25 protein-coding genes and 2 pseudogenes are annotated in these 23,473 nt (G+C 61.0%); 8 read left to right on the forward strand and 19 right to left on the reverse strand.

Annotated features, from left to right (window positions below; genetic code table 11):
• Positions 1 to 91: 91 nt before the first annotated feature.
• Positions 92 to 1,072 (reverse strand): FecR domain-containing protein, encoded by a 981-nt coding sequence (locus tag EDF58_RS24365; RefSeq protein WP_165921569.1) that lies wholly within the window; start codon positions 1,070 to 1,072, stop codon positions 92 to 94.
• Positions 1,065 to 1,634 carry a sigma-70 family RNA polymerase sigma factor gene (locus EDF58_RS24370; RefSeq protein WP_132270250.1) on the reverse strand — a complete coding sequence of 190 codons (570 nt, stop codon included), beginning with the start codon at positions 1,632 to 1,634 and terminating at the stop codon, positions 1,065 to 1,067. Before EDF58_RS24370 ends, EDF58_RS24365 begins: the two co-directional genes overlap by 8 nt.
• A 1,126-nt stretch (positions 1,635 to 2,760) precedes the next feature.
• On the opposite strand from EDF58_RS24370, the gene EDF58_RS26210 reads away from it, so the two are divergent.
• Positions 2,761 to 3,378 carry a hypothetical protein gene (locus EDF58_RS26210; protein WP_207913152.1) on the forward strand — a complete coding sequence of 206 codons (618 nt, stop codon included), beginning with the start codon at positions 2,761 to 2,763 and terminating at the stop codon, positions 3,376 to 3,378.
• Between the two features lie 369 nt (positions 3,379 to 3,747).
• On the forward strand, positions 3,748 to 5,979 hold the full coding sequence (locus EDF58_RS24380) for a CheR family methyltransferase (RefSeq protein WP_132270252.1): 2,232 nt from the start codon (positions 3,748 to 3,750) through the stop codon (positions 5,977 to 5,979).
• 4 nt (positions 5,980 to 5,983) lie between these two features.
• Here EDF58_RS24380 and EDF58_RS24385 read toward each other — a convergent pair whose 3' ends face one another.
• Positions 5,984 to 6,988: a chemotaxis protein CheB gene (locus EDF58_RS24385; RefSeq protein ID WP_165921570.1), complete on the reverse strand. Its 1,005-nt coding sequence runs from the start codon at positions 6,986 to 6,988 to the stop codon at positions 5,984 to 5,986.
• Positions 6,989 to 7,105: 117 nt separating this feature from the next.
• Between EDF58_RS24385 and EDF58_RS24390 the strand changes: the two genes are divergently transcribed.
• Together EDF58_RS24390 and EDF58_RS24395 are read left to right on the forward strand one after the other, a co-directional pair.
• Positions 7,106 to 8,575: an HWE histidine kinase domain-containing protein gene (locus EDF58_RS24390; protein ID WP_165921571.1), complete on the forward strand. Its 1,470-nt coding sequence runs from the start codon at positions 7,106 to 7,108 to the stop codon at positions 8,573 to 8,575.
• On the forward strand, positions 8,526 to 8,900 hold the full coding sequence (locus EDF58_RS24395) for a response regulator (protein WP_132270258.1): 375 nt from the start codon (positions 8,526 to 8,528) through the stop codon (positions 8,898 to 8,900). Before EDF58_RS24390 ends, EDF58_RS24395 begins: the two co-directional genes overlap by 50 nt.
• A 67-nt stretch (positions 8,901 to 8,967) precedes the next feature.
• Here the strand turns inward: EDF58_RS24395 and EDF58_RS24400 are convergent, their stop codons facing one another.
• The 5 genes from EDF58_RS24400 to EDF58_RS24420 all read right to left on the reverse strand — a co-directional run bounded on the left by EDF58_RS24400 (position 8,968) and on the right by EDF58_RS24420 (position 12,912).
• A complete protein-coding gene (locus EDF58_RS24400) occupies positions 8,968 to 9,684 on the reverse strand; it encodes a Crp/Fnr family transcriptional regulator (protein WP_132270260.1) in 717 nt (238 codons plus the stop codon).
• Positions 9,681 to 10,397 (reverse strand): sensor histidine kinase, encoded by a 717-nt coding sequence (locus EDF58_RS24405; RefSeq protein WP_132270262.1) that lies wholly within the window; start codon positions 10,395 to 10,397, stop codon positions 9,681 to 9,683. The genes EDF58_RS24400 and EDF58_RS24405 overlap by 4 nt, the downstream gene beginning before the upstream one ends.
• A 307-nt stretch (positions 10,398 to 10,704) precedes the next feature.
• Positions 10,705 to 11,331, reverse strand: coding sequence for a tyrosine-type recombinase/integrase (locus EDF58_RS24410; protein WP_132270264.1), 627 nt, complete (start codon positions 11,329 to 11,331; stop codon positions 10,705 to 10,707).
• Positions 11,332 to 11,416: 85 nt separating this feature from the next.
• Entirely contained in the window at positions 11,417 to 12,049 is a 633-nt protein-coding gene (locus EDF58_RS24415; RefSeq protein ID WP_132270266.1) for a sensor histidine kinase, read from the reverse strand.
• Positions 12,046 to 12,912, reverse strand: a complete 867-nt coding sequence (locus EDF58_RS24420; RefSeq protein WP_132270268.1) for a Crp/Fnr family transcriptional regulator — start codon at positions 12,910 to 12,912, stop codon at positions 12,046 to 12,048. The genes EDF58_RS24415 and EDF58_RS24420 overlap by 4 nt, the downstream gene beginning before the upstream one ends.
• Positions 12,913 to 13,623: 711 nt before the next feature.
• Between EDF58_RS24420 and EDF58_RS24425 the strand changes: the two genes are divergently transcribed.
• Positions 13,624 to 14,043, forward strand: a complete 420-nt coding sequence (locus tag EDF58_RS24425; RefSeq protein WP_165921573.1) for a helix-turn-helix domain-containing protein — start codon at positions 13,624 to 13,626, stop codon at positions 14,041 to 14,043.
• A gap of 64 nt (positions 14,044 to 14,107) precedes the next feature.
• Here the strand turns inward: EDF58_RS24425 and EDF58_RS24430 are convergent, their stop codons facing one another.
• From EDF58_RS24430 to EDF58_RS24440, 3 genes are read right to left on the reverse strand one after another with little or no spacing between them, the layout of a single operon-like run.
• Positions 14,108 to 14,389: a DUF3175 domain-containing protein gene (locus EDF58_RS24430; protein ID WP_132270271.1), complete on the reverse strand. Its 282-nt coding sequence runs from the start codon at positions 14,387 to 14,389 to the stop codon at positions 14,108 to 14,110.
• Between the two features lie 52 nt (positions 14,390 to 14,441).
• The gene (locus EDF58_RS24435) at positions 14,442 to 15,299 is read right to left on the reverse strand and encodes an SDR family oxidoreductase (RefSeq protein WP_132270273.1); all 858 of its coding nucleotides are present in this window, start codon (positions 15,297 to 15,299) and stop codon (positions 14,442 to 14,444) included.
• Positions 15,292 to 16,290, reverse strand: a complete 999-nt coding sequence (locus tag EDF58_RS24440) for an SDR family oxidoreductase (protein WP_132270287.1) — start codon at positions 16,288 to 16,290, stop codon at positions 15,292 to 15,294. The genes EDF58_RS24435 and EDF58_RS24440 overlap by 8 nt, the downstream gene beginning before the upstream one ends.
• A gap of 348 nt (positions 16,291 to 16,638) precedes the next feature.
• Here EDF58_RS24440 and EDF58_RS26040 point away from each other — a divergent pair.
• Positions 16,639 to 16,767 (forward strand): annotated as a pseudogene (locus EDF58_RS26040) (PRC-barrel domain-containing protein); the annotation flags it as partial.
• Here EDF58_RS26040 and EDF58_RS24450 read toward each other — a convergent pair.
• The 6 genes from EDF58_RS24450 to EDF58_RS24475 form a co-directional block, all read right to left on the reverse strand.
• Positions 16,746 to 17,162, reverse strand: a complete 417-nt coding sequence (locus EDF58_RS24450; protein WP_165921575.1) for a host attachment family protein — start codon at positions 17,160 to 17,162, stop codon at positions 16,746 to 16,748. The pseudogene EDF58_RS26040 and the gene EDF58_RS24450 sit on opposite strands and share 22 nt — an antisense overlap.
• Positions 17,163 to 17,308: 146 nt before the next feature.
• Entirely contained in the window at positions 17,309 to 19,402 is a 2,094-nt protein-coding gene (locus EDF58_RS24455; protein WP_243654488.1) for a protein-L-isoaspartate(D-aspartate) O-methyltransferase, read from the reverse strand.
• Positions 19,296 to 19,820 (reverse strand): hypothetical protein, encoded by a 525-nt coding sequence (locus EDF58_RS24460; RefSeq protein WP_132270277.1) that lies wholly within the window; start codon positions 19,818 to 19,820, stop codon positions 19,296 to 19,298. The genes EDF58_RS24455 and EDF58_RS24460 overlap by 107 nt, the downstream gene beginning before the upstream one ends.
• A 3-nt stretch (positions 19,821 to 19,823) precedes the next feature.
• Positions 19,824 to 20,195: a hypothetical protein gene (locus EDF58_RS24465; RefSeq protein ID WP_132270279.1), complete on the reverse strand. Its 372-nt coding sequence runs from the start codon at positions 20,193 to 20,195 to the stop codon at positions 19,824 to 19,826.
• A gap of 15 nt (positions 20,196 to 20,210) precedes the next feature.
• Entirely contained in the window at positions 20,211 to 20,600 is a 390-nt protein-coding gene (locus EDF58_RS24470; protein ID WP_132270281.1) for a four-helix bundle copper-binding protein, read from the reverse strand.
• A 3-nt stretch (positions 20,601 to 20,603) separates the two neighbouring features.
• Entirely contained in the window at positions 20,604 to 20,897 is a 294-nt protein-coding gene (locus EDF58_RS24475; protein ID WP_132270283.1) for a plasmid stabilization protein, read from the reverse strand.
• Positions 20,898 to 21,028: 131 nt separating this feature from the next.
• Between EDF58_RS24475 and EDF58_RS24480 the strand changes: the two are divergent.
• A pseudogene (locus EDF58_RS24480) lies at positions 21,029 to 21,263 on the forward strand (DUF3072 domain-containing protein).
• A 101-nt stretch (positions 21,264 to 21,364) separates the two neighbouring features.
• Here EDF58_RS24480 and EDF58_RS24485 read toward each other — a convergent pair.
• Positions 21,365 to 22,021 (reverse strand): methyltransferase, encoded by a 657-nt coding sequence (locus EDF58_RS24485; protein ID WP_132270285.1) that lies wholly within the window; start codon positions 22,019 to 22,021, stop codon positions 21,365 to 21,367.
• A gap of 419 nt (positions 22,022 to 22,440) precedes the next feature.
• On the opposite strand from EDF58_RS24485, the gene EDF58_RS24490 reads away from it, so the two are divergent.
• Positions 22,441 to 23,139: a diacylglycerol kinase family protein gene (locus tag EDF58_RS24490; RefSeq protein WP_243654489.1), complete on the forward strand. Its 699-nt coding sequence runs from the start codon at positions 22,441 to 22,443 to the stop codon at positions 23,137 to 23,139.
• 89 nt (positions 23,140 to 23,228) lie between these two features.
• Here the strand turns inward: EDF58_RS24490 and EDF58_RS24495 are convergent.
• The coding region (locus EDF58_RS24495) for a transposase (RefSeq protein ID WP_165921574.1) at positions 23,229 to 23,473 on the reverse strand (245 nt) is incomplete at its 5' end.

Consider the following 23,473-nt stretch of genomic DNA (forward strand, 5'->3'; position numbering starts at 1 on the left):
CTGGCCGGTTAATGGGGGGAACGGAGGGAGACGAATCTGCCCCCCAACTTTTTCAATCCAAATTGTTCAGGGTCGGGAGCGCAGCAAGGTATCAGCGCGCGGAGAGCACGATCTCGGCCGGTTTCGGCCGCAGGATTTTCAGGTCCAGCATTCTGGCAACCGCCTGCGCAAAAGCATTGGGATCGTTCGCCCGAAAAGCGCCGGAGATCTTGCGCGACGCCAGGGCTGGATCGCCCAGATGAACGGTCGTCCGGTTGTACCGGTTGATAGCCGCGACGGCATCGCCGAGCCTGGAGCCGTCCAGCGCCAGCATTCCCGACACCCATTCGAGATCGGATCGCGCTACGGGGAACGGATCCGCACGAAGACCGATCTCCACTTGCGCGCCCGCGTCGATCCGCTTGGGCGCCCCGGTTTCCGGGTCCGCTGATGTCAGCTCGACCGGGAAACGCGGTGCGGCGATCCGCATCCCAGTGCCGGCAATGTATGCATCAAACGTCTCACCGTTCACCGTCGCGCTGCGCTTGCCAGCCGTCACGGTAAAGGCGCCGGCGCCCACCGTATTCTCGATGCGGACGCGTCCTTTAGCGATCTCGAGCTGACGACTGCCGCCCGACACGACAACTTCAACCCGTGAGTTGGTATCGAGCGTGATCGCGCTGCCGTCGGCCAGGCGAAAGGTCTGGATCTGGCCGATCCGCGTTTCGTAGGCCGCTGCCTGTGCCGGCGTGACGAGACCAGGAAATGCGTCCTTGCCGACGATCCATGCGGTCGACAATCCTGCCAGCACGACGGCCGCTGCACTGGCCAGGGCCACATGTGTGCTTCTGCGCTCTAAGAAAGGCGCGCGCATCAAGTTGCCGTCAAAACCGCCGTAACCTTCGGGAATCACGTTTGTCTCGCGCCAGACCCGCAGGGCTTCATCGAAAGCCTCGCGGTTGCGCGGATCGGCGACCAGCCATTCTTCCAGTTTCGGCTCAAGCCCCGGCTCACCCGCGACACGGCGATTGAGCCACCTCGACGCGGTCCGATAGGATTCGCGGGAGGGCGACGGTTCATGGCTCTCAGTCACGCCGCAGATGCCGCCCAAGCTGCTTGATGGCAACGCCCATGTGCTTCTCGACCCCCTTGACGCTGAGACCGGTCTGCTCGGCGATTTCTGCATGACTATAGCCATAGACGCGGCACGCCAGGAAAATTTGGCGTGGCAGCGGCTTAAGACGATCCAGCGCAGCTCCGATGCGGTGAAGACGATCGCGCGCCTCAAGCGCAGCCAAGGGATCGCAGTCGGCAAGCTCCTGCTCGTCCTCTTCGGACAATGAAACCTTTGGATGCCGGGAAGACCAACGCGCTTCGTCGCGAAGCAGATTGACGCTCGTCTGCCTGAGATAGGCGCCCGGATTGTCGAACCGCGATGCGTTCTTGCCGGCGGCAAAACGGGTAAAAGCCTGTTGCACGACGTCTTCGGCATCCTCGCGCCGTGACCGCCGCGTCACGAACCGCAAGAGGCCGGTACGTTCCTGCCTGTAAACCTGCTCGAGTGACGGAAGCGGGGCACAAACTCGGTCGATTTCCGGGGGAAGCGGATCGTCTTCATCTACCGATACAGATCCCAGGCCTAGGGCAAATCGCATGACTTGCCACCAGGTTGCTTCCAGACTGTCAGTGAACGCATTAACCGGCTCCGCTCGACGAACGAGACAGAGCCGGTCAATGCCCGGGTCTTGAGAACATGCAAGCACATGCGCCGACGCTTTAGTCGCAAAGCGACCTGGACATACGTCAGCCCCCCGACATCATCCCGCAGGGCGGGAAGAATTCTGTTTGCTTGCGAGGTTCTCACGCCTCGGCATCACACTAAGTACGATGCCCGATCAGCGTACTATGAAGTTGACCATATTCAAGCAAAAATAGCCCACGCAGATTTCCGTGATATCTTAGCCACGACATCTTGGGCCGTCGGACACTGACAAGACAGCTATAGTGCCGAAATTGGCCGATCTTGCACGTTACAGGCTCATCCCTCGATCGACACATCCAAGAAATGCATTCAGCGTACGAAAAAACAGTTAGGGTAAATGCACTTGGCGGCGTTTTGCACGCTTATGCCGATCGCAAGTATCGAGTGGAACAGCCCTTGGCCGCGAACGCCCCAAGCCTCCGCTCAGAGTAGCGTTGCTTCTTGTGAGTGAAACATGCAGGGTTTCATGCGGATTTCGACGTCATCGCCTCCCGTTCCGATGCGTGCTCGGCGCGATGCTTATTCACCCTTCGCATTGCTCGCTCGCGGGTCCCAGGTGAAAATTTGTTCCGGGACTTCTCATCATGAAAGCTCCTTCTCACAAATTGGAGTCTCCGGAAAACCCGGGACACTTCAGTCCCCTGCAGGTCTTCCACTGTTTGGTACGATCTGTCGGGTGAACAGATCTCTCACGAAGACAAGAAAGATCGAGTCTTCGGCATGCCGATGAACACGTTGGCAGCAGCCCCGAATTAGCTGCCGCCAAAGACTTTCCTGAACCAGCGCCCCTCCACAATCCAGAAATCAACCATGATCATGCCATTCCAGCAGCGGCTGACCGGGGCGGGCTGGCGTTTCACTCTAGCGGGCTGTCGGGGTGCCGGGAGAGTCACGGCTGTGCACTTGCCCTCCCACCAGAAGGCGGAAAACCCTTGACGGATATGGACTCGGTCTCGCCGCAAAAGTAAGCTTGGGGTTGTCCGCTGACACTTGGGGGCGGCCGAACAGCAGGAAACGTCATGTCGATCTTGAGAAGCTCAAGCACCGTTACCGTTGCGCTGCTTGCATCGTTCTCCGTCGCCACCCTCGCACAAGCCCAATCGACCGGACTGGACGACATGGTCGGCGCACGTGCGGGACAAGCCGAGGCGGAATTGCAGCGTCGTGGATACGTCAACACCGGTGGTCAGAAGGGTGATGATCGAAGCTACGCCAACTGGTGGAACGGCGATCGCCGGCAATGCGTGACCATTTCCACGATGAACGGGCGCTACGACACGATTACGCCCACGACGGCGCCCGATTGCGGGAAGTCGGGCAATAATGATCGTCGAGGTGCTGCGGGCAGAGATCGCAGGGGGAATGGGGGTGATCAAAAGGACCGCTACTCACGCGATGCCCGCGATTCTCGCCACCATATGCCCGTGCGCGGCGTCAATGATGCAACCGAGCTTCAGGCGATCTGCCGGGCCGAAGCGTCGGGCCGATATTACCTACGCCCAAGCGAACTGACCGTAAACCTACCCATCAAACAACGCGGCGGGGCGATTGTGCAGGGTTGGTTCGACGTGGGCAAGCGTTCCACCTTCTTCAACTGCCGTTTCGATGAAGATGGCAGGTTTATCGGAGTGTCCTAACCCATTTGAAGCCAGTGCGCTTCAAATCGGCCGTGAACGGCATCAACCTTTGGGTACCGACGACTCGCCAGGCCGGAAGGCGACAGGCGGCTCTTTGTTCCTCTCCGCCAATAAGTCGACCTTCCGAAATCGACCAGTTCAAGCCGTTCCGCGACGGGCGCTTGAACGTCCGTTCCTGCCAGAACTTGTCATTCGCGTGCCATCGAGCGCCCGGACAGCTACCGGGCCATTCACATCGCTCCGCCAATCTATGTCTCGCGCGATCGCTGCCGTCAGGATGGTTGGCTGTCGGGAATGTCTTGGTTGGTCGCGGGTCACCGCGTAGCATGGGGGTGAAGCCGCATCCACGCGGCCACCCCGAGAGAGTTCATGGTCGATAAAATGCCGCAGGATCCCGAGTTCGAATCGCTACTCGTACACATTCAGGAAAGCCGCGGTCTGGATTTTCGCGGCTATAAACGTACCAGTCTGCGGCGCCGGATTACACTGCGGATGGAAGCGGTTGGCGTTGAGGAGTTCGGTGCCTACCAGTCGCACCTCGAGGCCGATCCCGGCGAGTTCGAGAACCTGCTCAACACCGTCCTCATCAACGTCACGTCCTTTTTTCGTGATGCTGAGGCTTGGGAGGTGCTGAAGGCCGAGGTCGTGCCCAAACTGATCGCGCAGGCTGAGCCAGACAAGCCAGTCCGGATCTGGAGCGTCGGCTGCGCTTCGGGCGAGGAGCCATATTCGATCGCAATGTTGTTCGCCGATGCGCTCGGCACCGAGGAATTCTGTCGTCGGGTAAAGGTGTACGCGACTGACCTCGACGAGGAGGCGCTGAAGGTTGCCCGCTTAGCCACCTATTCCCCAAGAGACGTGGAAGGGGTGCCGCCGGACTATCTAGAGCGATATTTCGACCGGACGAATAATCACTATGTATTCGAGCGCGAGTTACGGAAGTGCGTGATTTTTGGCCGGCACAATGTGGTCAACGATGCACCGATCTCGCGCATCGACCTGCTCGTGTGCCGCAATTTGCTGATCTATCTGGAGGCCGAAACGCAGGGGACAGTCCTGCCGCGCCTCCATTATGCGCTCAATCCCAATGCGTACCTGTTCCTTGGCAAGGCCGAGACTCAGCTTGCCCGGTCACCGCTGTTCAGGCCCGTTGAAATGAAGCATCGCATCTTCAGCAAGGTCGCGCAGGAATGGCGGCGCCCAGTGGGATTCGGAGCGGGCCGGCTACGAGCGCCGGAGGGGATGCCGCCGAACGCGGTGCTGCTTGACGCGGTGCTCAACGAGGCGGGGACGGCGCTGCTGGCCGTCGATGAGGACGGCGTGGTCATCCTGGCGAACCGACCCGCGCGCCAGTTGCTCGGCGTTGGAGAGGCCGACCTAGGAAGGCCTTTCCAGGACCTGCCAATCTCCTACCGGCCGATGGAACTGCGCGGACCGATCGAGGAGGTGTTCCGCGAGCGGCGTAATATCCGGCTGGAAGATCAGGAATATCGACTGACGCAGACCAACGTCATGCGGTTGACAATTGATCTGCGCCCGCTGATGCGGCCCGATGGCGGCATTCAGGCCGTGCTGCTTTCGTTCACCGACATTACTGAGATGCACGCGCTCAAGCTCGAGCTGGAGACGGCGCAGGAAAACCTCGAAAACTCGATCGAAGAACTCCAGTCCTCGAACGAGGAGCTGGAGACCACCAACGAGGAGCTTCAGTCCACCAACGAGGAACTGGAAACCACGAACGAAGAGCTGCAATCAACCAACGAGGAACTGGAAACGCTGAACGAGGAGGCGCGCTCAAGCAACGAGGAGATGGAGTCGGTCAACGAAGAACTGCGCATCCAGGCTGAGCAGGCGACGAGCTATCGCCTCTACCTCGAATCGGTGCTGCGCAGCATGAACGGCGGGATCATCGTCCTCGACGTTAGGCAGACCATCCAGAGCTGGAACCGCTGGAGCGAGAATACCTGGGGTCTGCGGACAGAGGAGGTGATGGGAACCAGCTTTGCCTCGCTCGATATCGGCCTCCCCCTGCACCTGCTGCAGGACGCGATCGGCGCTATTCAGGCGGGACGCGAGGAACAGCTTGAGGAAATGCTGGAAGGTATGGACCGGCGCGGCCGACGAATCCTGTGCCGTGTCGTTATTTCCGGCCTGCTGGATGAAAATGGCGGAAAACAGGGCGCGGTGCTCGTCTTCCAGGACGTGACCGAGGAGCATCGCCGGGATGAATATGGCCGCTATCTCGGCCGGATCATGGGCCGCGCGCTGAACGAGATCTACTTTCTCGATCCCGTCTCGCTTCATTTCACACTTGCCAACGAGGGCGCGCAACGCAAGCTGGGTCATTCCGAACGGGAGCTGGAGATGATGACCTTTGCCGACATCCTGCCCGGCGTGTCGATAGATCGGGTGCGGGCGATGCTGGCACCGCTGACGACCGGCGCCAAGCCGGAGGTTGTGTTCGAGACGGTGATCCGCCGGGCCGACGGCAGCGAGTATCCCGCCGAGCTGTGCATGCAGTATTTCGCCGACGAGCACCCGCCCATTCTCGTCGCGATCGTCCACGATACCAGCGAGCGCCGCCAGATCGCAGCGGAGTAGAGGATCAGCCGACACCGTCGGTGATCGGCTTGCGCAGGCTGCCCATCGCCTTCTCGAGTACCTCGATCATGTCGGCCGACTCCTTGGACGCCTCGGTCCAACGGCTCTCGGCGTGCTTCAGGCCACGGCCATGCGCGCTGTCACGCATCTGATCAAACAGCTTGATCCGGTCCCGGTGCGTGCGCGCCGCGATGCTCAGCGCACGCTCCAGCTCCTCGCTCTGCGCGCTGGCGAGACCTAGCGGAGTGAAGGCGTGGCCGACTTGGCAGCGGAATCGAATCTCGTCCTCTACCTCCATCTGGTTGAGCACTCCGCCACAATCGGGGCAGGAGATATGGCTGGGGTGGCCGGGGGTGATGATGTCGCTTTCCATAATCGCGAACTCCTGCGCAGCCATCCGGTCTTCTACGGCGTATTCGTCGGGCAGTGGAATAGTGGGATTCGCCTCCTCACGGACCAGATCGACCAGCAACTCGGCGAGGCCGGAGAGCGGCACCTTGCGGTCGACGTGATCGCGCTTCAATGCGTTCTGCGGCATCGACGGCCATTCGGCATCGGCCGGGTCCTGGATGACCGACATCCCACCTGCAGCCTTGATCGCGATCAGGCCGTCGGTGCCGTCGTCGAGCAGCCCGGTCAGCACCACTCCGATGACGCGTCCGCCATAGGCGATCGCCGCCGATCGAAACAGCGCATTGACCGCAGGACGGGTACGGTTCTCGTTCGGGCCGCGGCGCATCAGCACCTTGCCGGGACGCAGCAGCATGTGAAAATCGGGCGCGGCGACGTAGATGTGCCCGGGCTCGATCGCGTCGCCGTCATTAGGCGAACTGGCGGGAAGCGACCCGGCGCGGTTGAGGAGCAACGGCAGCATGCTCCGCGCCGAGGCCGACAGGTGCTGGGTGACGAACACTGCGGCTGGAAAGTCCGCCGGTAGCGCGGCGCACAGTCGCTGCAGCGCCTCGACGCCGCCCGCAGACGCCCCAATTACTACGATATCCTTCGTCAACACCCTGGCACTCCTGAACGACAGACCGATGGGCGAATAGCCAAGGGCACGGGAAAAAAGGTACAGCAGGAGCGTAATCCTTTTTCAATCGTTCACAAAATGAAACAGGGATATGATATGGCGCCCGGCAAAATCCGAGAGCAGAATTTGGAAAGCCAGCGGCTGCTTGATGAGAACGAGCAGTTGCGAACGGCGCTCGAGTCTTCTCTCGACGAGAACACACAGATCACCGAGGATCGTGACCGACTGCTGCGGCGTGTGGCGGTGCTCGCCCGCGAGCTGCAGGCGGCAAATTCGGCCTATGCCCGCGTCCGAGAAGCCGTTGTCGCACCGCCCACCGACACCGAGGAGGAGCTGAGGCGCAGCCAGACCGAGGAGGAGCTACGCGTCGCATTTGAGGAACTTCAGGTGCTGACCGAGGAATTGGAGGTCGCAAATGCCGGCCTTCACACGGTGAATTCTGAGTTGGAGAGCCGCGTCGCCGAGCGCACCCGCGACCTCATGGAGGCTAACGCGGCCCTTCGGCGGAGCGAGTCGCGACTCAACACGCTGATCGAGGGCATGCCGCAGCTCGTATGGCGGGCGGTCGACGGCGGCGAGTGGGTTTGGGCCAGCCCGCAATGGTGGGAGTATACCGGGCAGACCGACGAGCAGAGTCGCGGTATCGGCTGGCTTGATGCCTTTCATCCCAGTGATCGCGACGCCGCCCGCGCGGCCTGGGATATTGCCGCTACCGAGGGCCGCTTCGATTTTAAGGGCCGCATCTGCCACGCGGGGGAACATCGCTATCGCCATTTCCGCACCCGCGCGAGCCCGGTCCGTGCGGCGGACGGCATAATCGTCGAGTGGCTCGGCACCTCGACGGACATTGACGACCTCATCCGCCTTCAAGAGCAGCAGTCTGTCCTCGTCGCCGAGTTGCAGCACCGTACGCGCAACCTAATGGCGGTGGTGCAGGCGGTGATGTCGAGGACGATCAAGGGGAGCCGATCCCTCGAAGATTTCCGGCGGTGCATCAGTGATCGGTTGGAGGCGCTGGCGCGAGTGCAGGGCCTGCTGTCGCGGCGCGACCTCGGCACCCGCGTGTCGTTCGACGCGCTGCTGCATGACGAATTGTCAGCCCATCTTGAACTTGACGCGCAAGGCAATGCCGCGCAGGTTTCGACCGAGGGGCCTGCGGGTGTTCCGCTCCAGTCGTCGTTGGTGCAGACCTTGGCGCTGGCGATCCATGAGTTGATGACCAACGCGGTCAAGTATGGTGCGTTGGCTAGCGAGGCCGGCCACCTCACCGTGCGGTGGGAGGAGGTGCAACGGGACGAGCGGCCCCGGCTGCTGATCGACTGGCGCGAGACGGGCGTAACAGACATTCCTGCGCCCGATAGCCCGCCGCAGGGCAGCGGCTATGGTCGCGAATTGATCGAGCGTGCCTTGCCGTATCAACTTGGCGCGCGCACCAGCTACGCCTTTACGGCGGATGGCATCCACTGCACGATAGAGGTCGACGCCCCCTCGGACCGAGCCCTTGAGGAGACTGTCCATGGTTCACAAGGATTTTCACGGCCGCCATATACTGGTGGTCGAGGATGAATATCTAATCGCAGACGACGTTCGCATGGCGTTGGAGGAGGCGGGAGCGGAGGTTCTCGGGCCCGTTGCCTCAATCAAGGATGCCGAGGAACTAATCTCGTCAAGCGCAATGATCGACGCCGCGCTGCTCGATGTTAATGTGCGCGGAGAGCAGATCTTTGCGGTAGCGGACCAGCTGGCCGACCGCGGTGTGCCGTTCGTCTTCGCTACCGGATACGACCAAGCTTCCATTCCTGATCGCTACAGAGACCGCCCCTGCCTCGAAAAGCCGATCAGGGCGCGGCAAATCGCCAGCATCCTCAGCCCCCTTTTACGGATCACGTGAAGAGCGGCTCACGAATGCGGGTCCAACCCGCTACATTGACTCAAGCGTCCGCCATCGCTGACGCTGACTAGAAAACTACCTTGACGGGGCTATAGCAGACCACGCGCTCCATCTCTTTTCGATCCAAAATTATAACTCGTCTGGCGCTTAATGTTACCAATCCGGACTTCCGCAGAAGCTGGATCGTCCGGTTCACGTGTACGCTGGTCAGCCCGAGCACGTCTGCGATCATCTCTTGGGTAAGCGGAAGCTCAAATTCGTCGTGACTAGCATTTCCAGCTAGCAGTAGCCGATCGTGCACCTCCAGCAGCCAGTCCGCGAGCCGCTCTGAGGCACTCATACGCCCGAGCCTGGTGATCTGGCGACACAGATAGGCTTCCTCGAGCGCGACGCTCATCGCATACACCTGTGAGAGACCGGAGTGCTCGTCCGTCGGGTCCGGCATCGGCACCAGACACGTCACGACTTCAGTCAACGTCGTAGTGGTCACAACACCAACCGCGTTGAGATGCGCGCACGTACCGATCAGCTCGCCCGGAAGCACCAGACCGATGATCTGGCGATACCCGTTCTGCACCAGATGCGTCCGAAACGCCCAGCCATCGACAAGCAAGCGTGCGATCGTGATCCGCTCCCCCTCTCTGATGAGGTCCCGCCGCGGCGGAAGAACAGTGCCAGCAGCAACCGCATTGTTAATATGTCTCTCGTCGCTCGCCGTTAACGGCGCCAGCGCGGCAAGTCGTGTCAGCACGGAATTTCGAGGATACTGTGCGGACATTGTCATGGCTGGACCCCCTCTGTCGTGGACGTCGCCGCGCGGTTCACCGTCGGTATGCGGATAAGGCACACCACTCCGCCTGGCTCGATAGTAAAGCTGGTCTCTGCCCCAATCTGGTAGGGTAGACCCTGTTCGATGAATTCCCGACCGAATCCAAAAGGAAGCGGCGCCGAACGAACAATAGGCACGCCCGTCTCTCGCCAGCGCAGAACCAAGTCGCCTTTGTCACGTCGCCAGTCGATCGCTAATCGTCCCTGGCATGGGGTCTCCAGCGCACCGAACTTCACGGCATTGGTCACCAGCTCGTGCAGTGCCAGAGCGATCGGCTGCGCGATGCCGTGCGGCAGTCGTTCGGATGGACCGCTGATCTTCACGTTGCCTTCGCCACGCACGGGATAGCGCAGCAACTCGTCCGAAATCAGCGTCTCCAGGTCATAGCCATGTCGGTCGCCGACAGCGGGTTCTACAAGGAACGGTGCAATGGTGTCGAACCTGCCCTGATAATGCGCAGCCACATCTTCAAGTGATGCTCCCTTCTCCACCGTTCGAGCAAATACCGAACGCATGATGGCGAGCATGTTGCGAGTCCGGTGCTGAAGCTCATCCGTGCTGGAACCGTCGCACGCATTCGCGGCGGCGGGCGAGCTGTCGAAGCCGCTATGCTCCGGGAGAGCGCTAGTTCCTCGATTATGATCACCCGCTGGGGGCGAGGTGTCCATGGCTTCACCCCTGTCTGTTCAGAAGGCCCAACTAACGGCGTACGTGAATTATCCATCGGAAGGTAGTCCCCTCCTGATCGGGAGCTGCTCTGCGCCGCGTCACGCATAACTGGGCGCTATCCTTGACAAGGCGCTCGTAGACTGCCCCACTGCTTTCAGCCTATTTTGCTCGTTTTGACGACGCGCCGCGAGCACACGCGTGAATGTCGGCTCTCGCCAGAATTCGTCGTTCAGCAGCCACGGCTGAGCGACTGGTAAGTCCCAAGCGCCCGTATCCGGCTCCCTACCGGAACGGGCGCCATCGGGTTTAGATCTCGGTATTTTCGGCGAGGGCGAAAGCATCCTCCACGTCGATTCCAAGGTAGCGAACCGTATTCTCAATCTTGCTATGGCCGAGCAAGATTTGGACGGCGCGAAGGTTGCCGGTGGCCCTGTAGATTATCGATGCCTTCGTTCGGCGAAGTGAGTGCGTACCATACTCGCTTCGCATGAGACCGACACCTGTTACCCATTCGTCGACAAGCCGGGCATACTGGCGAGTGCTGAGATGTCCGTTATGATCTACCCTGCTGGGAAAGACATAATCGTCCACCGTGCCGCCGCGCCGATCCAGCCAAGCCAGCAGGCTTGCCCGAGCGTCCGGCAGCAGTTCGAACTGAACGGGTCTTCCCGTCTTCTGCTGCATCACGATTGCCCGCGTTCGGATCTGTCCGCCGCTGACAATGTCGCCGATTTTCATCTGCACCAGGTCGCAGCCCCGAAGCTTGCTATCGATCGCCAGATCGAAAAGCGCCCGATCTCGCAGGCGGCGGCGCTGATTGAGGTAAAAGCGGATTTCCCAGATCTGCTTTTGTTTCAGAGCCCGCTTTGCACCCACGGTCCTTCCGGCATTCCAGACCGGACGCTTGGTGGCGGTGAGTTCAGTTTCAGGCATTGCAAACGTCCGCTTCCGGCAGAATCTGCCTACCGCTCCTTAATCGGTCGCGGCGCGTCGAAACTTCGAATCCGGTCTGGTTTGATTAGTCTTGTAGCGGCACCAGAAGCTTGAACACCTTACTTCGCTCGCGCGGCTTGATGACACGCCCCCCGATCGACGTAATGAGCCGATCGACAAGTCCAAGACCCAGCCCGCTCCTGTTGTCGTGCGCGTTCTCAGCAAATGGCAATCCATCGTCATCGACCGTCACGATCACGAACTGATTATCCGTTTCGACCGAAATATCGATTCGCCCCACAGCCCCTTCGACAAATGCGTGTTTGATCGCATTAGTAGCAAGTTCATTGACAGCGAGCGTGATGGCGATGACCTTTTCCGGCGGAATGTCCGGAGGACAATTGCAGAACTTCGCGGAAACCAAAATTCCTCTGGGTTCGGCTTGTGCGTGAAGAGCTTCGCAGGCTTCCCGTATCGCCGTGTCGAGCGCGGCCTCATCGTGGCGGACCAGAGAGGCGCGCGCTCGTGCCAATATCGAAACCCGCTCGAGCGTATCTTGAAGGGCCTGCCTGGCCTCGGTGCTGGTCGCGCGCCGACTTTGCAGGCTGAGAAGGCTGACGACGAGCTGGAGGTCGTTTGCACAACGATGGTTGGTTTCCCCCAGCAGCAGGTCCGCGGCATCTGGCGTCATGGCCGGGGATGGTCTCAATTCGCTCATAATACACTCGGGACAGACGTCGGATCGGGCTGAAGTCCATTGGAGTTATGTATTCGAGTATTTCCCACTTGCTGCTTGGCACGAGCCAGATAGGCCGGATCGAACTCGGCCATATTCTTCAGCGCCCCCATGTTCTCCAGCGTGATCGTCCTTCCTTCTGTGTGAAGCAGGCCCTGCCGGCGAAACTGCTGCATCATGCGATTGATATGAACCGCCGTCAGTCCGAGGACATCGGCCATCTGTTCCTGGGTCAAGGGCAGGTCGAAACTAGCGTATTCGCATCCGGCATCATGCCCTAGCCGCACCGCCAGCTCGCACAGCAGATGCGCCAACCTTTCCGGCGCCGAGCAGCGCCCCAGGCAAGTTGCCCATTGGTTGAGCATCGCATTTTCACATAGGGCAAGCTCAATGACGCTGTACGCGATGCCCGGAGAGCCATGGCAAAGGGCGGAGAGATGCTGACGGGCCACCGAAAGGGTCGAGACCGGCGTCAGCGCTTTAATGCCGAAAGGCGCATTTTTCGTCTGCAAGCTATCTAGATTGCAGACGTCCCCGGGCGGCAGCACCCGCAAGATCTGGCGGCGGCCGTCGCGCAAGGTTCTGAACTGGCAAGCCCAGCCCTCTTCCATGAAGTAAATGTGATCCGCTCTTTCATCCTGACGCATCCATTCGGCACCAGCGCTAACAGCGCGGCGGTGTGCGGACACTTCCCCCAGCGTTTTCCGATCGTCCGCCGTGAGAATGGCCGGCGACTCGAGTATCGTGTCGGCAAGGCTGGCGGATTTCGCAGAGGGCATCTGCGGGCGAAGGGTTTTGCTCGAATCCACTTCAGACATGCCGGCTACGGACCTGATCATTTTCATGACCGATAATGGCCATTTGGCCGCTGCCGTTCATGGAGCGCTGACAAGTGCATTTGATGGGTATTCAACACAACGATCTCCCTGTTCATTCATGAGAGGTACAGGTCGGAAATAAAGCATCCTCAAGCGTTTCGCTGCGATTGTCTGCTACCCGACATTGCCAATTGCGGGTGCTGTTTCGCGCGGCGGCGCGGTTCTAAACGCAGGCTTTGTCAGTTTCTGAGGTTTTTACTCTTCTCGCGACCTCGCTTCGCCGCGGCAGTGGTCTGCTACCCGACACAGGAAAACTTGGAACCCTTAGTCATTTTGACCTATGAGGGTTCATCGTTCGCCACGATCAGGGCGCGGACGCCTGGAAGTCAGATTGTGCTTTCGCCCCATATCAAGGGGGCGGTGCATGCCTTCGACAGAAGAACCTTATTATCGTAATCTCCTTTTGAAAGCGATGTCACCGGCCGACCTCGATCTGCTCAAGCCGGTGCTCGAACGCGTAAAGCTGGAGCGCGAACAGGTCCTTGTTGAAGCCGGCAAGCCGATCGAGCATCTGTTTTTTCTGGAAGGCGGCATTGCCTCGGTCGTCAGCGAGCTGCCCGCACCTCTCCAACCGAGATCGGCATCTTCGGATGCGAAGGCCTTTCAGGGCCAGGTGCAATCCTGGGAACCGACAGCGCGTCGACCAAGACGTTCATGCAAGTGGATGGCGCCGGCGCCATGCGCATTGCGGTCGCAGACTTGCGGGCGGCCGCGGCGAAGAGCGCTTCGCTCCAGGCCGTGCTTCTCAAATATATCCAGACAGTTCTCACCCAGGTAAGTCACTGTGCGGTGTCCAATGCCAATCACCACATGGAAGCGCGCCTCGCACGCTGGCTGCTGATGTGTCACGATCGCATAGACGGCGACGAGATCGCGCTCACGCACCAGTTCATGTCGATGATGCTCAGCGCCCAACGCAGCGGCGTAACGGTCACGTTGCACATCCTCGAAGGGGTCGGGGCCATCCGGTCGACGCGCGGGCTGGTCAGGATCATCGACCGGGTTAATCTAGAAGATCTGGCGGGCGATGCCTATGGTGTTCCAGAGGCAGAATATCGCAAGCTGATCGGTCGGTTCGGCCGACCCGGCGACAACTGAACAGCTGCGGATCACGGTGACAGTCGAGCTATGCGGATTTCACCGATGAGCCCGGATCGACGACTCAGTCGCCCGTCTTGTCGAACAGAGCGCGCAGCTCGTCCTTGGCGTCTTCGAGCATGCGGCGGCGCGCGGCCGGCAGGTCCTTGCCCGCCCGGTTGATGTAGAAGGTGAGCATGCCCATCGCCGACTGCAGCGGCGTCCCCTTTCGGCGCTTGCTGTGCTCGGCCGACCGCTTGAGTGACTGGGCGATCGCCTTGGGGTCGCCCTGCGTGAAAACGCCTTTCTCAAGGTCAAGCGCATCCGAATGTTCGGTAACATCCTGAGACCATTTCTTCGCGGGCATCGGATCACCCCTAGATTTTCATGGGTGGCAACAGCCAATCTCGGGCGAACAATCACAAAATCGGCTTGCCGCCGGTGACTGCGATCGTGGCGCCGGAGATGAAGCTCGCTTCCTCGCTGGCGAGCATGACATAAGGCGCGGCAAGCTCGGCCGGCTGGGCCGGCCGGCCCATCGGTACGTTCTTGCCGAACTCGCGGACCATGTCTGGCGGCATGGTCGAGGGAATGAGCGGGGTCCACACCGGTCCCGGCGCCACGCAGTTCACCCGGATTCCCTTGTCGGCGAGCATCTGGGCAACGCCCGCGGTAAAGTTCTGGATCGCACCCTTGGTTGTCGCGTAGGCGAGCAGCTGGGGCCGAGGCATATCGGCGTTGACCGACGCTGTGTTGATGATCGCGCCGTCGCCCTCCAGATGCTTGGTGGCGGCTTTGACGAGGTAGAACATCGCGTGGATGTTCGTGGCGAACGTATATTGCCACTCCTCGTCGCTGATCTCCTCGATCTCCTCGAACATCGCCTGGTGGGCGGCATTGTTGACGAGGATGTCGAGGCCGCCGAGCTCGCTGACGGCCCGCTCGATGATCGCGCGGCAGTGCGCCGATTCGGCGATATCGCCGGCCATGAGGATGCATTTGCGCCCCTCGGCTTCGACCAGCTCGGCCACGCTTTGCGCATCCTCCTCTTCACTGAGATAGCTGATCAGGAGGTCGGCGCCCTCGCGCGCATAGGCGATCGCAACCGCACGCCCTATGCCGCTGTCACCGCCCGTAATGATGGCGCGTTTGCCAGCTAGCCTGCCCGAACCTTTGTAGCTTTGCTCGCCATGGTCCGGCTCGGGGTCCATGCGTGCCGTCTTGCCCGGCATCGGCTGCGGCTGATCGGGAAAGGGCGGCTTGGGATAGTCAGGCATCGTCGTTCTCGCTCGGCACTGAAGATTGGCGGGATCCTCGCAGCAGCCACGCACCGATTCCGGCTGCCGCGACGACAGCGGCTGCGGCGGCCAACCCAATCCCGGCTTTGCGCGCTGCGGGTGAGCCCATGCCGCCATCGATGCCGCCCGGATCGCTCGGCGGCGCGAACAGATTGCCGTCGCTGACCGGCACCTGTTCGGCCGTCTCGAAATAGCGCTTCAGGCCGATGTCCATCGCGCGTGCGCTGATGTTGGGCGCGAGAAAGTGACCCATCCGGACCGCCGCCGTCGAAGCGCCGACCATGGTGGTGGCCTGGGGATGGTCGGCGAGACGATAGACCGCCTCCGCCACGCGGCGCGGATCGACCAGCGGCGGCGGCGCGGTGACCTTCTTACCCACATAGTTGGCGCCATGACTGAGGCCGGGCGTGTCGACGAAGGAAGGATAGACATCGCAGATGTGGATATCGGTATAGTCGGCCAACTCGGCCCGCAGCGCCTCGGCAAAGCCCCGCAGCCCGAACTTGCTCGCACTGTAAGCAGTCGCATAGGGCGCTGCGGCAAACCCGCCCAGCGAGATCATGTTGACGAAGATGCCATAGCCTTGGTTCAGGAAGATGGGCAACGCGGCATGGGCATCGTTGATGTGCCCGATCAGATTGGCCTCGATGATCCGGGCGTGCGCCTCGATCGGTGTCTCATGAAAAAGTCCCACCGCGCCGACGCCGACATTGCTGAACCACAGATCGATCTGGCCGAGTTGGGCGGAGGCCCGTTCGGCCAAAGCCTGCACCGCGCCTGCATCGGTGACGTCGGTCGGGACAACTATCGCGGTCCCGCCAGCTTCACGGCATTGGCGGGCGACCTCCTCAAGCGCTGGGACACCGCGCGCGGCAATTACAATGCTTGCGCCATCGGCTGCGAAGCGCAGTGCTGTCGCCTGTCCGATGCCGCTGGATGCGCCGGTGATCACGATCCTCTTTGCTGGCATGGACCTCTCCTGCAGATGTGCCGAAACTCTCGTGATGTTCGCTCTGCTTATGACGACGACTTGTCGGTCTCCCGCCGGTAGAACCACAGCGGTACACCACGGTTCCCAGATGAAAATTCACCTGCAGACTTACCTATGTTGTTGCGAAACCCGACCGTCAGCCAAAAGCGCGATCCTCTTTCGAGTCGATTTCTATCTTCCATTTCGTCGTCCTTTCTCATTCTTCGGCTGATCTTATTTTGTGCGCGGGCTGGCGATCATCACTGCTGGCGCGAACACTTGCGGGGACAGCTTCCGGTCCGACGACGTTGTGTTTGAAGGCTCCCACTTTTTTGAAAGGAACATGCCATGGCTGATAACCAGGTTGCCACTGACGAGACCAATCGCCTGATCGCCTCGAACAAGGTCGAGGGAACGTCCGTCTATAATCGCAGCGGCGAAAAGCTCGGCTCGATCTACAATTTCATGGTCGATAAGCCCAATGTCCGCGACGGCGCGGCGACGACCAAGGTATCGAAGGAATTGTCGAGCGCCCTGGCTTTCAGCATCTCGGCGACCTCGGCAGCAAATCGATCTTCTTCCAGCTGATGGTAGTCGGTCTCCTCCATGCTTCCGCGTGACGGGGCAAACTGCGCACCCTGTCCTTGCGCATGCATCGACCCGCCCTGAGCGATCGGAGGTGCCCCAGGCCCGGACTGGGTTGACGAGGCCCTGCCTGCCGCATCAGACTTCTGGTCGCGATCCTTGGGACTTTCGTGAATCTCTTTGCGCTCGACCTGCAGGTTGAGATGCTCCGCATCCCCTTCATTTCTGAGGAGCAGCATTTTCCTGCCATCAGCCACCAAAACGAGTGTGTTGTGAGGAATTTTCATATCAAGTTGCTCCAAGCTATCCGATGGAATTTGAACGTCGTGGCCGAAGGGAGGTTTCGCGAGCAATCCGCCCAATGCGTCCAGCAGAGACGATCATCAGTCCGCGCCGCTGAGGGCCGCGTGACGGACCCGGCGCGGCGGATCGTCTACTCGCCAAACGGATAGGTTTCGGGAACACCGCGGTGATGTTCGGGACCGAGCGGCGTCACTGCTTGGGTCCTGTCGAACCAGACGAAGGCGTCAAACTGCTCAGGGAGGATGGCCTGGCTGTAATGACTCTGAAGCTCAGTATCGGGGCGATATATGACGCCGATGAAGCGCTCGAGCCGTGGCTCTGCCAGTCTTCTGCGCAGGGCATCGTGCCTCTCGGGTGACAGGTCGAGCAGGAAACGAGACTTGCCGCTGTCGTGGAACTGGCGCTCGTAGCTGTCCGCCCGCGAAGGATTGACCCGCTTCACTTGCATATCGCCGTCCCAATCGGTGGCCGCCGCCACCGTGCCAGTGTGCGTACCAAAGCCGATCAGCGCTGCGTCGCTTCCGAAGGTCTCGCGGCAGAGCTGACCAATGTTGAGCTCGTCTCGCGCGGCCCCCATGTCGGTGACGCGCGCGTCGCCGATATGGCTATTATGTGCCCAGACGATCGCCTTGGCATCCGGCCCCCTGGCATCGAGCAGGTTCTGGAGCGTCTCGAACATATGCGTGTCGCGCAAGTTCCAGCTCTCTGCGCCGCCATAATACATGATGCGGTAGTAGCGCTCCGCCGAGGCGATCAGCCGCGCGTTTTGCGCCGCGTCGAGAAATGCGTCGCCATCGTCCTTGGCATAGTCGAGACGCTTCCGCAGCAGATCGCGACACTGGTCGATCACCGCCTTCTCGCATTCGGCATAGCCGCGCGACAGCGCCGCGCGGCCATAAGTCGCCGGATTGCTCTGCCAGGGCGTCAGGCAGCCATAACGCTCGCGCGCGACCTTGGCGGCGTCGGGATCGACGCGGTCAAGATAATCGAGCACCGCGCCGATCGAACCGGACATGTTGTAGATGTCGAGACCGTAGAAACCGGCGCGCGCTTCCATGTCATCGACCATGTCATTGTGATCGCGCATCCAGTGGATCAATTCCTGAATGTCGGTGTTGCGCCACATCCACGTCGGGAAGCGTTGGAACGGCTTGTCGGTGCCGGCGCGATGCGGGCGATGACGAACATAACGATCGATGGTCGCGGCATCGGGCCAGTCGGCCTCCACCGCCACGATGGTGAAGTTGTGATGGGTTATAAGGTGGCGGGTGATGGCGGCACGCGCTCGATAGAACTCGCCAGTGCCGTGGCTCGCTTCACCGAGCAGGACGACGCGGCGACCGGCGAAGCGATCGAACAGTCTGCCGAACGCGGGATCGTCGAACCCCGGCAGGTCCTCGGCCGCATCGGCAATCATCTCGGGAAGTGACTGGCTTTTCGACGCGCCTGGCAGATGGTTGCTCGCCGCGCGCCGACCATCTTCCTGCCATCCTTGTTCACCGATCAGCGGCACGAACATGACCGCGCCGAGATTTTCTTCCTCGAAGCGACTCTCGGTTATGCGTGTCACCTTGCAGAGCTTCTGATCCCCAGGATCGCCGACCGGGATGACGAGATGGCCGCCAACGGCGAGCTGCTGCTTGAGCGCTGCGGGCACGTCCGGGCCGCCCGCGGCCACGAGGATCGCGTCGAATGGCGCTTGGTCCGCGAGGCCTCGCGTGCCGTCACCGACGCGAATATCGACATTGTCATAGCCGAGCGCGGCAATGCGCTCGCGGGCGAGCTTACCCAAGGCCGTGTGGCGCTCGATCGCGAAGACCTCACCGGCAAGCTGGCCAAGCACGGCGGCGGCATAGCCAGAGCCAGCACCAACCTCGAGCACGCGGTCATCGGACTGAATTTCCGCCGCTTCGGCCATGGCCGCGACGATATAAGGCTGCGAGATCGTCTGCTCCTCCTCGATAGGGAGCGCCGAATCCTCATAGGCGAAGTCTTCCAGACCTTCGCGCACGAAACGCTCGCGCGGAACGGTACGCATCGCCTGAAGGACTCGGCTGTCGCGGATGCCGCGCCGCGCGAGGTGAATATCGACCATGCGGTCGCGAAGCTTTAAGAAATCAGCCATGGGTGCCTCCCATTCGACTTGCGGCAGACATCGAATGCAGTTGGTTGTCGCGGACCGGCACGCCAAGTTCGGCGAGCCTGATGATCGTGCTCTCGGCATCGCGGTGGTGGACGAAAATGCCCCCAGCGCCTTCCCAAAGATGGGCGTGCTTGAGCTGGTCATCGACGAGGATGTCACCCTCCTGCGCGTGATTGCGCTTGTCGACCGCCATCACCGTGAGGATTCGCGTGCCGGGGAAATGCTGGGCGGCCCAGCGCACCTTCTGCGGCGCGGCCCACTTCCCGCGGGGCAATCCGGTAAGAATGATCGGTTCGAGATGCCGCACCGCCTCGAACAGCCGCATGGCATCGGGCATCAGCGGTAGCGTGCCGTAGAAGTCGGGATCCCGCGCAATCTCGCGCCAGAACGCGCCGATGCCGCGCCGCTTCTCGAAGGCGCGCGGCGGCATTCGCAGGAGCTCGGTCGCGGCCCGGTCGAAATCGGCTAATACGCCGTCACAGTCGAGGTAGAGCTGCACCGGCTACCACCGCGCCGGCCTGATCTTGATCGGCACCGGATCATCGAGCGGGCGCCAACCGCGTGTCGCGATGACCTCGTTACTTTGGACTGGCTTGCGGCCTCGCCTGCGGTCGAGCGACCAGGTGATATGATACGTGCTGCCGTCGGGCCGATCGGTAGAGCCATCGACCGCGACAACCATAGCCTGCAGGCCCTCGCCATCGTTGATGCCGCCGACGATCGCGGCATTTTCAGCTTCGGGCAGCGGATCCTTCAGATCGGCATCGGCATCGAGCGTTATATGATCTGCGATCACGTCAGGCCATTCAGGCGGAAACCGCTCAAGCAGCGCCTCGCGTTCCTTCCTGTCGAGCATCCATCCGGTGACGGGCATTCTTCCGTCCCCTCATCACTGAACTGTCGGTAGCGCGGCCCGGCAATCGGCAGCGCACTGGCGGCACATTTCGGCGCACAGCTTGCAATGCTCGTGATCATGCCGCGAACATTCTTCAGCGCAGAGTTCGCAGATCGACGCGCAGGTCTCTAGTATCATCCGCAGCGCCTCGATGTTCTGCCCGGTGCGACGAATCGCAAGTCGGGCAGTTGCCGCGCAAACATCTGCGCAGTCGAGGCACGAGCGGATGCACTGGCGCATGTCCATCGTCTCGGCCGCGCAGGCATCGGCACAGCTGGTGCACATCTCCGTGCAAAACATGGCATGGCGCGCAGCCGTCGCGAGCATCTCGTTAAAGTCATCACCTACATCCGGGTGAAGCGCGATCATCTTGTGGATCGACATGGCTCAACCTCCTTTCTTGCGGCGGGTTTCCCAGCCTTTCCTGGCGGCCGCGGACCGCTTCTCGGGGCTCTGGCTGGACCCGCCCTTCTGGCCGCCTTTGCGCGAGCTCTCGTGGTTCTCGGTCTTGCCGCGGCCCGAACCAGACTTCTTGCCGCCGCCGGACTCCTTGTTCACCGTCGCCCAGGCGCGACTTTCCGCTTCGTCCTTCGACACGCCGCGCTTTTCATAGCCTTCCTCGATATGCTCGGCCTTGCGCTTTTGTTTGTCGGTATAGCTCGATTTGTCTCCGCGGGGCATATCCATCTCCTGCTGCCCCCGATCCCATAACGCGCAATTCGCTCGAAAGTGTCGTGGCACATACTTTTGGGAACCATCTCGCGCAGGCCGGGCTCCTCGGCAGGAACAAACGTTGAACATGAGGTCTGGTCATGACGAAACAATTGCATAATCCGATGAGCATCCCGCGTCGAACACCGAGAAGGATCCGGAGGATTGGTGTCGGGTGACGATCCGATGACTGGCGCTCAGGCATCTTACCTGACGACCTTATCTGAGGAAGCTGGGGAGGATTTGCCGGCCAATAATCTCAGCAAGGCAGAGGCCTTCCGCCGCATCGATGAATTGAAGACAAAAACTCAGCCGGGATTGAAGGCGGCGGCGTGACGCGCCGGGATCAGTCGCAGTGACGGCTGTCAGACAATACCGGGCGGTTTCTACCGCCTGGGAAATCCTTGAGGTAGCTAAGAAACACACCGGCACAGGGTCTAGCGAGATGTCTTATGTCGGCCGGGGCTCTGATCATTCCTATTCGGCGTTTGCGCCCAATATAAATGACAGGGTGGGATATTCAGCCAGACGTGGGACTTTCGAACGTGCCCGAACCGCTCGGCAAGCATCGGCGCAATGGTCGAGCGCATCTGATAGGCGAGAAACAGCCCGTTATCGGGCAGGATCTGGGCGCTGATATCGAGGATGCGGCCGCCCTGTTCTGGCGATATGGTCGAAAATGGAATGCCGCTGACGATGAGATCGGCGGGACCCAGTCCATGGTCCCCAAGGATCGCTGTGGCCGACGAAGCGCAGGCCGTGACCGCGAGCAGGCGTGGATCGTCAATGGTTCGCCGCAAATGACGAGTGAAGCGCTGGCTGACATCGATCGCAACCAACCGACTGTCGCGCGGCATCCTTGCAAGAATGGCGCGAGTGATAGGACCGGTCCCGGGCCCATATTCAACGACGACCCGCGCTTTCGTCCAATCGACCGGCCGCAGCAGCGTTTCGACCAGATGGCGCGATGCAGGGAAGGCTGATCCCACAAGATTGGGTCGGCGCACAAACTCACGAATGGACAGCTGCAGGCCGGGAGCTTCGCTGGTGGATGCTCGGCCTATTTGATCGGCGGCATCGAAATTGGTGACCATTCGCCTATACTCCCTCAGCGTCGATATTCTCGATCAACGTGCATTCCGAAGGGGGTTTCGTCGGATACCAGACGCTTGGTGTCAAAAGCTTGTGTCGATCGTCCGCAGCTGCGGCGCTATAAACGGCCTTTTTATCAAGCGCGAGACGAGCGACGAAAGGTAATTTACCGCCGTCGCCTGCGGTGCTCCACGCTCGGCGGCAGGAACGATATCGGTACATCGGGCTTTATGGCCTGTGCCATTCCTTGCCTGTGTTGGAGCCTTCATGCGTGCGCTTCTCGTCCACAATGACAGCCGGCACCAATCCCGTGCCGCGCGAGGCAGTCGAAGGAGTATTGCATGAAGCAGGTATCAAATAGGTCTATTGTCCCCATGGCGACGAAGACCTCGCAGCCGCCTTGCGCGCACCTGTAGACTTGATGATCGCTGCAGGGGGCGACGGCACGGTCGCCGATGTCGTCTCGCCGCTCGACAATGTCGACCGACCTATCGCGATTCTGCCTTTGGGCGGCTCGAACAACATCGCGCACGCCTTGGGCGTCGGCGGGCCATGGCGTGACCTGCCGCTGCGATGGTCGCTCGAGGCGTGGACCCGGCTCGATCGGTGCGAGGCGGACGGACCCTGGGGCTGCAGGCCCTTCGTCGAGGCGCTGGGCTCGGGCGTGCTGACAGACGCCGTCGATGAAGCTGATGACGAACCCGCCAGTGCGTCCGAAAAGCAGGCCAATGGCCGCGCCGCGTTCCGCGCGGCGCTTTCCAATGCCGAGCCCTTCCACTGCGCCGTCGCGGCGGACGAGTGGAGCTGGGAGGGGGAAAGTCTGATAGTCGAGGTGATGAACATTGGCTATGCAGGCTCGCGTCTGGCGCTGGCGCACGGTGCTTTGCCAGGTGACGGTCTGTTCGATGTGGTGATTGTCACGCCTGATCAGCGCGGTGACCTCCTGCGCTGGGCGGAGCGGCCCGACTATGGTCCCTGTCCGATCCCGACCCGCCAGGCAGCGACTGTTCGCATGACGGTGCAAGCGCGGCCTCTTCGCTGGATCGGTTTGCCGATCAATCGCCGCTTTAGCACGCCGCGGAAAAAGTCAGTTTCGGACCGTTTGAGCGCCGGATTTTGATTAGGTTTAGCGCCAACGGGGTGGTGTCATCGGTATCTGTTGACTGCCGCGCTTGCCAGGACCCTTCTTTCTGCGGATTTCGGGCACAGTTATGCTGCCACCAGCAGCTTCGGCAGCCTGATGAGATTGTAAGCCGCAGCGGTCAATGTGAAGTTCCACCCCACGCGGGCTTGCCCTCGATGTCGGGTCTTGCGCAGGTTTCCGCTGGTCTTGGCCCAGCCAAAGACCTCTTCGATCCGTTTCCTGATCCGCTGAGAAACGGCGTAACCAGGGTGGCGGGTGGTGCGCCCATCAATGGCGGAGCGCCTGCCATTGGCGTTCTGTGCCACGTGCG

This window comes from Novosphingobium sp. PhB57, from assembly GCF_004342985.1.
Classification (GTDB): Bacteria; Pseudomonadota; Alphaproteobacteria; order Sphingomonadales; family Sphingomonadaceae; genus Novosphingobium.